Below are 12,406 nucleotides of genomic sequence, written 5' to 3' on the forward strand. Positions count from 1 at the left end.
TACGACTCGCTGACGATCTCGTCCGGTGCCCGTAGCACTTGAGTATGACCCGGCGCCCGTACCGAGACCGATATCGCGGGCCGTGCGGAACCTCTTCTCTCCGTCGGCATCTTGATCATCAAGTCGACGGCAGAGGAGAGGTACTTGATGATCAGTCAGGTGAGTGGGACGGAGCGGACGAAGGCTTCCGCTCCGGAGTACCAGGGGGCTCTGGGGTCGTTGTCGGTGAACTCCTCCCTGCCGGAGGTGCTCGCCCGCGGCGTGGAGGAGCTGCGGACCGCGGAACAGGCCGGTGACCGGCGGGAGGTGGCGCGCTGCGGACTGGCCGTGGCGGAGGCGAACCGGAGGCTGGGGCGGATCGAGGAGGCCGACCGGGCGTGGAAGGCGAGCTACCGGGCGGCTCGTGCGGCCGGGCACGAGGGCGCGATGGCGTGGGCCCTGTGGAGCGGGGGCACGCTGGCTCGGCAGCGGGGGTCTTTCGCTCTGGCGTACCGGCTGCTGCGGCTGGCGGCCGAGATGGGCAAACGGGGCGGCGACGTCGTGGTGCGGGGCTATTCGCTGGCGGGGCTCGCCGAGACCGGGCGTATACAGGGCGACTACGAGGCCGTGGGCAGGCTCCACGAGCAGCTGCTGGCCGAGGCACGCCGGCGCGGTGAGGCCCGGCACACGGTGTGGGCGCTGGAGGGCATCGCGCAGATGCACCGCAACACCGGCGCGTACGACAAGGCGCTGGCGCTGTTCGAGGAGGCGGCGGAGACGGCGCTGAGGGCTGAGGACCGGCGCGGGTGGGCGTGGGCGCTGCGGGGCATCGCGGATGTGGTGTCCGTGCGCGACGGGGAGGTGGAGCGTGCCCTGTCTCTGCTGTCGGAGGCGGAGGAGGCATGCCGCGAGATGCGTCTGTCGAGCGCGCTCGCCTACAACCACAAGATGCGGGGCAACGTGCTGTACCGGGCGGGCCGGTACGCCGAGGCCCGCGACCTGTATGCGCGGGCGCTGGACGAGTTCCGGGAGATCGAGGAGCCGCGGGGGACGGCGTTGTCGCGGCTGGGGCTGGTCAAGGCCCGTGCCCGGCTGGGCCGGGACGCCGCCCGCAGCGCCGCCGAGCTGGCGGAGGTGCGCTTGATGCTGGACCGCATCGGGCTGCGGCACGCCCGGGAGATGGTGGAGAAGGCCGCGGCGGAGTTGGGGGTGGGGCCGCTGCCGGACTCGGCAGGGGGCGGGGATCCGGTGCTCCCGGCGGGCGGGGCGGAGGCCCTGCGGACGGCCGATGTGGAGGGGTTGCGGTGAGCTCCTCCTTGTCACCGGTGTACGCCGCTTCCGTGCCGGCCGGCGCTGCCGCGGAAGTCGCCTCGCACGGCCACCGCGCGGAGGTGGGCGGTGTTCTTCGGCGCTGCCGTGAGTTGGTGCGCCCGGCGCTGGTGGAGGCGGTGGGGCGGCTGCATCCGTGGACAGGTGAGATGGCCGCGCACGCGCTGGGCTGGTGCGATGCGGCCGGGACGCCCGACCCTGCCGCCTCCGAGGGCAAGGGGGTGCGGCAGGCGCTGGCCGTGCTGGGGGCCGAGGCGGTCGGGGCGGACGGCGGCGTGGCCGTCGCGGGGGCGGTGGCCGTGGAACTGGTGCACACCTTCTCCCTGATGCACGACGACATCATGGACGGTGACGCCCTCCGGCGGCAGCGCCCCGCGGTGTGGAAGGCCTACGGGACGGGTCCGGCGGTTCTGGCCGGGGACGCGCTCCACTCCCTCGCCGTGCATTGTCTGGCCGAGGCGCCGGGACCCTGGACGGGGGACGCGGTCCGGCGGTTGTGCGGGGCGCTCAACGCACTCGTGTGCGGGCAGGCGGAGGACCTTCGGTTCGAGCGGCGCCCGTGGAGCGGGCCGGGTGCGGTGGGCATGGAGCAGTACCGCGCGATGGCGGAGCACAAGACGGGGGCCTTGCTGGGCTGCGCGGTCGCGCTCGGCGCCGTGCTCGGCGGCGCGCCCTCCGGAACCGTTGCGGCGCTGGAGCGGGCCGGGCGGCATCTGGGCGTGGCCTTCCAGGCGGTGGACGACCTGCTGGGCATCTGGGGTGAGCCGATGGTGACGGGCAAGCCCGTCCACGGCGACCTGCGGCTGCGCAAGAAGACCTACCCGGTGCTGGCCGCGGTGGCGGGAGACGGACCGGCCGCGCGGGAGCTTGCCGTGCTGCTGGAGTCCCCCGGGCCGCTGGACGACGCGGCTGTGGCGCATGCCGCCGTGCTGGTGGAGGAAGCCGGTGGGCGGGCCGCGGCCCGCGAAGAGGCGCGCCGCCATCTGGACGCCGCGCGCCACGGTCTGCGGGGGTTTGCACTCGCGCCGGGCGCGGCGGGCGATCTGGACGCGCTGTTCGCCTCCCTGCTGGACCGCGACTGGTAGAGAGTGACGGCCGGCCGTCGGGGCGGGTGCCGACGGCACGGCCCCGGCGCGCCGCCGGGGGCGGCTTCGGCTCGGGGCGGATCACGGCAGTGCGTTCCACCGGTGGTTGCGTGGCACAGGTCGTCGCTCCCCTGGCAGACGGGTCGGCCGCGGTGAACGCGATGCTTCGGGCCCACCCGGGCGATCGGCACGAGGAGTGCGAACGGCAGGGTGGGCAGCGGGTGGTGCACGGCCCGGCCCCGGTGCCTGTCACGACTTCGCGCACGCGGTCTCCGACGATGTGAGGCTGCCGACCGGTCTCGTATGCACTGACGGGCCTCCGGCCCCCGGCAGGGGAGTTCCGTCGGGACGGATGCGGTCCGGGTACCGCCACGCCCCGGCCGCGTGCCGGAGTCTGCTTCTGCCGAGACCGGCGTCGCCCGGCGGTCAGACGCCGGCCAGCAGGTCGTCGAGTGGGGGCGGTACGCGGTCGGGGTCGAGGGCTTCGACGAGGACCCGACCGTATTGGATCTTGCGCCCCTTCTTCGTACCGAGGAAGCGCCGCAGTTGCTGCTGTGAGGTGCGGCCCTGTTGGGCGGGCTGGTGCTGGAAGGTCTGCAGGGCGCGCAGGTCGCCCTCCGCCCGGACGAGTTCCGCCACCCGCGTCACGCCGAGCGCGCGGATGAGCTCGTCCTCCAGGTCCGCCGCGCAGACGAAGAAGCCCTGTCGTGCCTCGCCGGCCCGCTCCCAGCCACGGGCGTAGTAGCGGCGTTCCGCCTCGTCGCACAGTCCCGCGAGGCGCAGACCCAGGCCGGATGGCCCGAGGAGGGAGGCGAACCGTCCGACGTTCATCGCGCCGCCCATGGACAGGACGCAGATTCCTTCGGCCGCCAGGTCCCGGCCGCGGCCCGCGGCGAGAGCGTCGACCGCGGCGACATCGCTCGGCCCTTCGAGCAGGACGACTGTGCGGACGCGCAGCCGCGCGGCCAGCTCGCGCGCGGGGTCGCCGGGGCCGCCGGCCGCCCACGCGGTGACCGCTTCGCAGAAGGGCCCCATGTCAGTCATGGCACGATTCTGCGTGCTTCCCGCCCGTCACGGTAGGGAATTTCCCGTGCGGCCGGACGTCGTGCGACGGTCGGCACTCGGGGCGTGGCGTCCTGCCCACGGCGACGGCTTCCTCGGTGAGTGGCGGTCCGCGATGAGGCCCCGAACGCGGCGCCGCGCAGGCCGGCCGGGAAAGGGGGCAGCGGGGCTAGGTTCCTGACCTGTTCGGACGATCTGCTCACCGGCAGCATCCTGCCGCAACGAACGGTGCACCAGGTGCGCGTTGACGTGTTCAGACGGCGGCAGACGAGGGTGCAGGCACGCTGGTCCGGCCTGTCCGGCTGAAAGGTGCAGAAAGCGCCGCGATCGAGGTGGACTGGGCACGGCTCGGAGCCGCTCCGGAAGCCTCGCTCGAAGGCGTGCAGGTTTCCGCCCTCACGGGATGTCCGACCCGGCGGACGGCGCAGTCTGGGCTGCGGGGCTGCGGGGCTGCGGGGCTGCGGGGCTGCGCGAGAATGCAGGGGAGCTGGGACGGCGCATGCCCCGTTGACCGGAGCAGCCCCGGCTCCGGCGAACCGGTCACCATTCCTCACCGCTGCAACCGGCCCTGAGAAGCAACCTGCTACTGCCGTCGTGCGACGTCGGGAACCGCGTCGGGTGCCGGAGCGTTCCACGTCTCGTGCCGCGGTTCCGCGGTGTTCCTGAGCGGGTACGCGGCAGGCTCGCCGAGGTGCGCGGCCGCTGTCCGCCAGGCGGCCGTGACCGCGGCATGCGCCTGCACCGTACGGGCGGTGCGGTCCCCTCTGAGAAGGACCGGTGTCCCGACGTGGACGTGGAGCGCCGGGCGGCGCAGCGGCGCGGTGGCCAGTCCGGCGATCTGCTTGGCGACGTTGCCCGAGGTGACCCGGCGGGCGCCTGCCTGGCCCACGGGGACGACGGGCGCGCCGGCGCGGGCGGCAAGTCGCGCCAGGCCGCTGCGGAAGGCGACGGGCGGGGTTTCGGCGGCGTCGCTGCGGGGCGGGATTCCGCCTTCGCCGTAGATGAGGACCATCCGTCCCTCGGCCAGGGCGGCCACTGCGAGGTCGAGGCACCCGGCGGCGCGCCGGTGGTCGCCCCGGTGTACGGGAATGTGGCTCCCTCGGTCCAGTGCGCGGCCCAGCAGGGGTATGCGCCACAGTCCGGCGGTCGCCATCACGACCGGTTCGACGCCGAGGCGGTGCAGGGCGGCGAGCACGACGGCAGGATCGGCGAGCGAGGTGTGGTTGGCCGCGATGATGCTGCCCGGTGCGAGGACGGCACCGGTGTCCGTGGTCACGGTGAGTCGGCCGACGGTCGGCACCAGGACCTCGGCGAGGCGGCTGAGCATGTGTTCTCCCGGTCTCGACGGTGATGGTCCACATCGTCGGGGCCAGGACGCGGCCGGGCATGAGCACTCGTACTCACCGTCGCCGGTGCCGGATACCCAGGCCGGGAGCACCGGCCGGGCGGTCGTCGGCCGGCCGAGCGCCTCCGCCGGCGGTACCAGGCGGACGCCGCGGCCGGCGGCCGTCAGGCGTCCGCGACCGGTCGCACGGTCGCCCGGCGGTGGGTTGCGGGATCAGGCGGGCCGCCGGGCTGCCGGCGCGGCGTCCCAAAGACGCGGGACCACCGGGGCGTTCGGCGGCCCCACGCGGCGCGGCGGATGCCAGGGGATGTCCCCGGCACCCGCCGCGGGCCGGTGCGCCGATGCCGGGTCAGTGTTCCCCGGCTGTGCCTCTGTGCAGGTAGGCGCGGTCCACCGTCTGCCGGACGCGGTTGCCCTGGCTGTCGGTCGCGGTCACCCTCAGCGTCACGTACGCGTCCCCGTGTACGCGGGTGGGCCGTTCGATGAGGGCGGTGAACCGCCCATCGCCCTTTCCGGCCGTGTGCGCCTCGCTCCACGTCCTGCCGTCGTCGTAGGACGTCTCGGCCTTCAGCGTCACCCTGCGCGGAGCGGCCATGCCGTCCTGCATGCGGACGGTGAGGCCGACGCTGTGGCGCGGGGCCGGGCCGATCGCGTTGTGCGCGTCGACGGGGACGGCGTAGTCCACCTGGAGCAGCGGCAGCTCCTCCGGACGGGCGGTGGTGTCCGACCGGAGTCACATGCGTGACATGGCGCAATGTTGTCAACGCCGGGCGGGAGGCCCGCCGAGATCGCGGTCGGCGAGGGGGCCGGCTGCCGGGTCGGGTCCGGCCCTGGTCGGGACCGTGCAGGCTGCGGGTCGGTTCAAGGGAGCGGGATTCCCCCGGCGGTGACCCCTGCCGCTGCAGGGACGGCTGTTGTGACCCGTGCCGTTGCCGGTGCCGGCCCCGCCTTCGTACTTGCTCATGGCGCCGCGACGTTCAACTCGCCTGCGGGGGTGGCACATGGGAGCCTGCGGGCCGTTCGGCCGAAGCCGATGCGGACGGATCGACCGGAGCATGGTCAGCGTGGACTCGACCTCATGCCCTGCCCACCAGTACGCCGCGGGAGCCCGTGCCGAAGCGCCGCGCACCCCGGGCCGGCCCGCAGATGATCCCAACCCTCGAACGGTGCCTACGTCTTCCATGGAACGGCGACCGTTGCACCGCTCCGGCTCCGGCTCCCTCGTGCCACGTCAGACGGACGTCGCGGCCGAGCAGTCACGCCGGCACTGACTCGTCGGACGGCCGCGGAGGGCGAGCCGCAGGCGGGACGGTCGGGGTCCCTGCCGGAGGCGGCCTCAACCCCGCCGCCGTGGAGGCCATGCGCGAGGCGGGCTTCCTCGGGGCAAGCTCCTCGATCAGCCCTTCGGCGGGCCTCCTGATCTCGTCGCGGGCATACCTCCCGGCTCAGACGAGGCCGGCCCGGTGGACGAGCAGGGCTGTCTGGACGCGGTTGTTCAGGTCGAGTTCGGTCGGGATGTGGGAGACGTGGGCCTTCACCGTCGGCAGGCTCATGAAGCGGGCCGCGGCGATTTCCGCGTTCGTCATCCCGCGGGCGACGGCCAGGGCGACCTCGCGTTCGCGGTCGCCGGGCCGGGCCAGGAGGCCGTGGGCTTCGGCCTGTTCGCCCTGGCCTGCCGGCGCCGCGGGCCGGTCCGGCTCGGTCACGGCGCCGATCAGCTGCTTGATCGCGGCCGGTGACAGGACGGGGTCTCCGGCCATGACGTTGCGCACCGCGGCGATGATCTGCGCCGGCGGGGTGTGTGGGAGGATGCACCCGGCAGCGCAGGCGCGCAGGGCACGCAGGACGTAGCCGTCGGTGGTGAAGGTCGTCAGGATCAGCACGTCCGGGGGTCGGGGCCGGGCACGCCCTCCCCGCGCCGCGCGAAGAGCGAACCGCAGATCTCCCCCGCGCGGACCGCGGTGGTCGACAGCAGGGTCGACGCGAGACCGTGGGTGTGCTCCGTACCGCCCTGGAGGTAGACGGCCGCGGTCACGTTGGGCGCGGTCTCCACCCGGTGGTCACGGCCGACCCGCAGTGCGTCCTCCTCGTCCCTGAGGCAGAGTTTGCCGACCTCGCCGAGGTCGTCCCCGAGACCGCGGGGCCGGTACCCGGTCGCGTGGACGAGCAGATCGGCCTCGAGCACCTCGCGCTCGCCCGTCGGGAGGAACTCCACGGTCATCCGGACGCCGCCGGGACGCGTCCCGACCTCCCGGATACGGGAGACGTTCATCATCCGCAGCCGCTGCCGGCCCCGGACCTTCTCCCGGTACATCGTCCGCGACAGGGACTGGATCAGATCCATGTCCACCACCGAGTAGTTGGTGCTGCGGTGGTAGTCGAACAGCGAGCGCTTCACGTCGGTGGGGGCGCCGTAGTAGACGTCGACGGCCTCGGGGTCGAAGATCCTGTTGGCGAACGGGCTGTCGTCGGCCGGCGTGTAGCCGTACTTGGCGAACACGGAGCAGATCTCCGCGTCGGGGAAGCTCCGGTGGAGGTAGTCGACCGCCTCGGCGGCGCTCTGGCCGGCGCCGAGCACGACGGCGCGGCGCACCGGTGCGCCGGAGTTCAGGAGTTCTCCGACCCGAGGCAGCAACTCGCTGTTGTGCCAGACGCGTTCGGACAGCGCCGTACCGGGCGGCAGGTGCGGTTCGAGGCCGGTCGCGACGCAGATGGCGCGGGTGCGGCGGACCGTCGTTGGTCCGGGGTCCGCGGGGTCGCGGGTGACGACGTCGAACCAGCGGACCTCCCCACCCTCGGCCGCGGGGCGGACGGCCACGACCTCGGCCGAGTACTCGACGAGGTGCGCGAGGCGCGCCGCGGCCCACTCGAAGTAGTCGTGGAACTCGATGCGCAGGGGGAAGAGCGACTTCTGGTTGAGGAAGTCGACGAGCCTGCCGCGCTCGTGCAGATGGGCGAGGAAGCTGAAGTCGCTGGTCGGGTCGCGCAGAGTGACGAGGTCCTTGAGGAAGGAGACCTGCATGGTGGCATCGTCGATGAGCATGCCCCGGTGCCAGCCGAAGCCCGTCTGCCGCTCGAGGAAGAGGGCGCGGAACGGGTCGCCGGGGGTTCTCCCGGTGCGCTCCTGGACGGCGATGGCGAGTGCCAGGTTCGACGGCCCGAAGCCGATGCCCAGCACGTCGTAGATGTGATCCGGGTTGTCGCGCAATGTCGTCACCGCGTCATCGCCTCCCCCAAGGGGGTTCACAGTGCCCCGAGTTGGGAACACGGGCTCCCCTGAGCAGACACATGCTAGATAAGGTTAGCCTTACCTTTCAATGGCTGAGGAGGGCTCACATGCGGGTCATCATGTTCGGCTATCAGACCTGGGGACACCGGACGCTGCAGGCGCTGCTGGACTCCGAGCACGACATCCCCCTGGTCGTCACGCACCCGAAGAGCGACCACGCCTACGAGAGGATCTGGAGCGACTCGGTGGCCGACCTCGCCGAGAAGCACGGCGTGCCCGTGCTGCTGCGCAACCGGCCTGACGACGCCGAGCTCCTCCAGGCGATCGCGCGGGCGGAGCCGGATCTCATCGTGGCGAACAACTGGCGCACCTGGCTCCCCCCGGAGATCTTCGACCTCCCCCCGCACGGCACCCTCAACGTCCACGACTCCCTGCTGCCCGCCTACGCAGGCTTCTCCCCGCTGATCTGGGCCCTCATCAACGGCGAGAAGGAGGTGGGTGTCACCGCCCACCGCATGAACGCCGAACTCGACATGGGCGACGTCCTGTTGCAGCGGTCGGTGCCGGTCGGGCCGGCCGACACCGCCACCGACCTCTTCCACCGCACGGTGGACCTGATCGGCCCCCTCGTCGCCGACTCGCTCGCCCTCATCTCCTCGGGGAAGGCGGTGTGGACGCCGCAGGACACCACCCGGTCCAGCTTCTTCCACAAGCGCTCGCCGGAGGACAGCCGGATCGACTGGACCTGGCCCGCCGAAGTGCTCGAACGCTTCGTCCGCGCACAGTCCGACCCGTATCCCAACGCCTTCACCCACCACCGCGGCAGGCGCCTCAGGATCGTCACCGCCGCCGTCTCCCAGGGGCGCTACGGAGGCACACCCGGGCGGATCTTCATCCGTGAGGGGGACGGGGTCGTCATCGTCGCGGGCACCGAGGCCCGCTCGGGGCGGCTCCCGGGCCTGGTGGTCCGGCGGGTGCGCACCGAGGACGGCTCCGAACTCGCCGCGACGGAGTACTTCCGCACCATGGGCGGCTATCTGACGGACCGCGTCTGAGCGTTCGGCCTCCGGCCCCGGAGCCGCGGTTGTCCGCGCCGGGCGGCCGGAGGACGTCCGGCCGCCCGGCGACGGGCGGTTCAGCCCACCGCGTCCCGGACGGGCGCCTCCACGGAGCCGGGCTGCGAGCTGTGGTGACGGCCGACGGGGATCACCATGGGGGTGCCGCTGACGGGGTCGTCGCCGACGACGCAGCGCAGTCCGAAGACCTCCTCCACCATCGCGGCGGTGACGACCTCGGCGGGCGGGCCCTCCCCCACGATGCGGCCGGCCTTCATGGCGATGATGTGGTCGGCGTAGCGGCAGGCGTGGTTGAGGTCGTGCAGCACCATGACGACGGTCCTGCCCTGATGCCGGTTCAGGTCGGTGACGAGATCCAGGACGTCGATCTGGTGCGCCAGGTCCAGATAGGTGGTGGGCTCGTCCAGCAGCAGTACGGGCGTGCCCTGGGCGACCGCCATCGCGATCCAGGCCCGCTGCCGCTGCCCGCCGGAGAGCTCGTCGACGGCGCGGTGCGCGAGGTCGGTCATGGACGTGGCGCGTAGGGCGTCGTCGACCGCCTGCTCGTCGCCCGACGACCACTGCCGCCACCAGGTCTGGTGCGGTGAGCGGCCGCGTCCCACGAGGTCGACGACGGTCAGCCCCTCCGGGGCCACCGGCGACTGGGGCAGAATGCCGAGGCACTGGGCGAGTTCGCGGGTCGGGATGGAGTGCACGGAGCGCCCGTCCAGGTGCACGGCGCCGGCCCGGGGTTTCAGCAGCCGGGCGAGCGCGCGCAGCAGAGTGGACTTGCCGCAGGCGTTCGCCCCGACGATCGCCGTGACGCGTCCCGGCGGAACGGCCACGTCGAGGTCCTCCACGACGATCCGGTCGTCGTATGCGAGCCGCAGTCCCCGCGCACCCAGTTCGGGGGCTCCTTCCCGCGGCCGGACCCGGTGGCCGTAGGCCTGCCGTTCGCGGGACGGCGTGCGCGGCTCGGCACCCTGCGGGCGGTCCTCGTACGTCGATGACACGTTCCTCAACCTCCTGAGCCGGCGCGGTTGGCGCGGACGAGCAGCCACAGCAGTACGGGGGCGCCGAGCGCACCGGTGACGATCCCGACCGGCAGCTCGGTGCCGGGGGTCAGCTTCCGGGCGGCCAGGTCGGACACGAGCACCACGAAGGCGCCCGCCAGACCCGAGGCGACGGGCGGCGGGAAGGCCGTGCCCGCCAGCCGCTGGGCGATCTGGGGGGCGGCCAGGGCGACGAACGCCACCGGGCCGGCGGTCGCCGTGCCGAAGGCCACCAGCCCGACGGCGCAGACCAGTACGGCGATGCGGACCGTCTGCACACGGGTGCCGAGGCCCCGGGCGACGTCGTCGCCGAGCTGGAGGGTCCGCATCTGCCGTCCGAGCAGCAGGGCGGCGGGCAGGAGTACCGCGAGGGTGAGGGCGAGCGGACCGATCTGCTGCCAGGTGCGGCCGTTGAGGTTGCCGACGAGCCAGCCGAGGGCCGCCTGCGCCTCGAACTGCCGGCCGTGGGCCATGAGGTAGTCGGTGGCGCTGGTGCAGATCCAGGCGACGCCGACGCCGACGAGCACGATCCGGTAGCCGGTCGTGCCCCGCTTCCACGCGAGCACGTACACCAGGACCGCCGCCGTCAGCGCGCCGAGCAGCCCCATGAACTGCGTACCGGGGCCGAAGTCCCAGCCGAGGACGATGCTCGCGACCACGGCGGTGCCCGCACCCTGGGTGATGCCCATCATGTCCGGGCTCGCCAGGGGATTGAGCGTCATCGTCTGGAGCAGCGCGCCCGAGACGCCGAAGGCGATGCCGACGAGCAGGCCGGCCACGGCCCTGGGCAGGCGGAGTTCGTGGACGATGAGGCGGGTGCCGGGGTCGCCGGCGCCCGCGAGCGCCCGCAGCACGTCGGGGAGCGGCAGGGAGATGTCCCCGACGGAAATGCCCACCCAGAACACGGCGAACGTACCGGCGGCGAGCACGGCGCACACGCCCAGCAGCCGGGGGCTGAGGACGCCGGAGACGGGCGGGACGGCGAGACGGTAGGCGAGCCGGCCGGGGAAACGTCCCGGGGGCATCGCGCCGGCGGGGCGTTCCGGGCCCGGGGCGGGGGCGAGTTCGGTGGTCATGGTGTCACAGCTCCGCGAGTCGTCGGCGGCGTACCATCGCGATGAAGAACGGCCCGCCGACGAAGGCGACCAGGACTCCGGCCTGGATCTCGACCGGGCGGGCGACCAGCCGGCCCGCGATGTCGGCGGCCAGCAGCAGGCAGGGGGCGAGCAGCGCCGACAGGGGCAGCAGCCAGCGGTGGTCGGGACCGACGCCGGCGTACCGGGCGAGGACGCGGGCGATGTGCGGTACGACGAGGCCGACGAAGACCACCGGGCCGATCACGGCGACGGCCCCTCCGGTGAGCAGGGTGACGGCGACGACGCCCTGGGCGCGGAGCGGCCCGGTCCCGAGCCCAAGGGACTTGGCGACGTCGTCGCCGAGGGCCAGGCTGTTGAGTCCGCGGGCGCACGAGAGGGCGAGGACGGCGCCGACGGCCAGGAACGGCAGTACCCGCAGCAGGACTTCCCCGTCCTGTCCCGCGAGGGAGCCGGCCGACCAGAAGCGGTAGCGGTTGAGGGCGTCGGGATCGGTCAGGGCAACGGCGCTGGTGAGGGAGAACAGCACGGAGGTCACGGCTACGCCGGCCAGGGCGAGTTTGACGGGGGTGTATCCCGACCGGCCGAGCCCGCCGAGCAGATGGACGAGGACGGTCGCGGCCAGGGCGCCGGCGAACGCGAACCAGATGTAGCCGTGGAGCGATCCGAGTCCGAGGACGCCGACGGCGAGCACGACGGCGAAGGCCGCGCCGGCGCTCACGCCGAGGATTCCGGGGTCCGCGAGCGGGTTCCGGGTCAGCGCCTGCATCAGCGCGCCGGAGAGGCCCAGGGCGGCTCCGGTCACGAGCCCGAGGACGGTGCGCGGGAGCCGGACGGACCAGATCACGTTGTCCACCCGGGAGCTGGGTGCGTCGCCGAGCAGGGTGTGCCACACCTGGTCGAGCGGAACGCTCAACGCGCCGAACGTCATCGAGACACCGCACAGCGCCAGGAGCACCGCCCCGGTCAGCGCGAGCAGCAGCACTGCGCGGGGGCCTTTCGCCGCCCGGACCGCCAAGGTCCCCACGTCGCCTTCCTCCACGGTCGGGCCTGTGTGACTCCAGGACGAGTGTGGCCGTCGCGCCCCCTTCAGGGGAAGCCCACAGACACCCTGTGAATTAGGTAACCCTTACCTTAGTATGACGCCGATCCCCCGGCCCGGTGCCGGGACCGGCC

The 12,406-nt window shown here is 73.2% G+C and carries 10 protein-coding genes and 1 pseudogene; 3 read left to right on the forward strand and 8 right to left on the reverse strand.

The window, feature by feature from the left end:
- Positions 1–147: 147 nt before the first annotated feature.
- Positions 148–1,287, forward strand: a complete 1,140-nt coding sequence (locus tag BLT82_RS25315; RefSeq protein ID WP_093658946.1) for a tetratricopeptide repeat protein — start codon at positions 148–150, stop codon at positions 1,285–1,287.
- A gap of 32 nt (positions 1,288–1,319) precedes the next feature.
- A complete protein-coding gene (locus BLT82_RS25320; RefSeq protein ID WP_093658948.1) occupies positions 1,320–2,393 on the forward strand; it encodes a polyprenyl synthetase family protein in 1,074 nt (357 codons plus the stop codon).
- A gap of 426 nt (positions 2,394–2,819) precedes the next feature.
- On the opposite strand, the gene BLT82_RS25325 is transcribed toward BLT82_RS25320, so the two are convergent.
- The 5 genes and pseudogenes from BLT82_RS25325 to BLT82_RS25345 all read right to left on the reverse strand — a co-directional run bounded on the left by BLT82_RS25325 (position 2,820) and on the right by BLT82_RS25345 (position 8,017).
- Complete coding sequence (locus tag BLT82_RS25325) at positions 2,820–3,437, reverse strand: TOPRIM nucleotidyl transferase/hydrolase domain-containing protein (RefSeq protein ID WP_093658760.1); 618 nt, start codon at positions 3,435–3,437, stop codon at positions 2,820–2,822.
- Between the two features lie 601 nt (positions 3,438–4,038).
- Positions 4,039–4,782: a lysophospholipid acyltransferase family protein gene (locus BLT82_RS25330; protein WP_093658762.1), complete on the reverse strand. Its 744-nt coding sequence runs from the start codon at positions 4,780–4,782 to the stop codon at positions 4,039–4,041.
- Positions 4,783–5,149: 367 nt separating this feature from the next.
- Complete coding sequence (locus tag BLT82_RS25335; RefSeq protein ID WP_208868033.1) at positions 5,150–5,485, reverse strand: hypothetical protein; 336 nt, start codon at positions 5,483–5,485, stop codon at positions 5,150–5,152.
- Positions 5,486–6,245: 760 nt separating this feature from the next.
- A pseudogene (locus BLT82_RS25340) lies at positions 6,246–6,707 on the reverse strand (response regulator transcription factor); the annotation flags it as partial.
- Complete coding sequence (locus BLT82_RS25345; RefSeq protein ID WP_093658766.1) at positions 6,677–8,017, reverse strand: lysine N(6)-hydroxylase/L-ornithine N(5)-oxygenase family protein; 1,341 nt, start codon at positions 8,015–8,017, stop codon at positions 6,677–6,679. The gene BLT82_RS25345 and the pseudogene BLT82_RS25340, both read right to left, overlap by 31 nt.
- A 119-nt stretch (positions 8,018–8,136) precedes the next feature.
- Between BLT82_RS25345 and BLT82_RS25350 the strand changes: the two genes are divergently transcribed.
- The gene (locus BLT82_RS25350) at positions 8,137–9,084 is read left to right on the forward strand and encodes a methionyl-tRNA formyltransferase (RefSeq protein ID WP_093658768.1); all 948 of its coding nucleotides are present in this window, start codon (positions 8,137–8,139) and stop codon (positions 9,082–9,084) included.
- An 80-nt stretch (positions 9,085–9,164) separates the two neighbouring features.
- Here the strand turns inward: BLT82_RS25350 and BLT82_RS25355 are convergent, their stop codons facing one another.
- The 3 genes from BLT82_RS25355 to BLT82_RS25365 form a co-directional block, all read right to left on the reverse strand.
- Positions 9,165–9,989: an ABC transporter ATP-binding protein gene (locus BLT82_RS25355; protein WP_244529601.1), complete on the reverse strand. Its 825-nt coding sequence runs from the start codon at positions 9,987–9,989 to the stop codon at positions 9,165–9,167.
- A gap of 113 nt (positions 9,990–10,102) precedes the next feature.
- The gene (locus tag BLT82_RS25360; protein WP_093658772.1) at positions 10,103–11,212 is read right to left on the reverse strand and encodes a FecCD family ABC transporter permease; all 1,110 of its coding nucleotides are present in this window, start codon (positions 11,210–11,212) and stop codon (positions 10,103–10,105) included.
- Between the two features lie 4 nt (positions 11,213–11,216).
- On the reverse strand, positions 11,217–12,257 hold the full coding sequence (locus tag BLT82_RS25365) for a FecCD family ABC transporter permease (protein WP_093658774.1): 1,041 nt from the start codon (positions 12,255–12,257) through the stop codon (positions 11,217–11,219).
- Positions 12,258–12,406 lie beyond the last annotated feature (149 nt).

Origin of the sequence: Streptomyces wuyuanensis (assembly GCF_900103455.1) — a bacterium.
In the GTDB taxonomy this organism is placed as follows: domain Bacteria; phylum Actinomycetota; class Actinomycetes; order Streptomycetales; family Streptomycetaceae; genus Streptomyces; species Streptomyces wuyuanensis.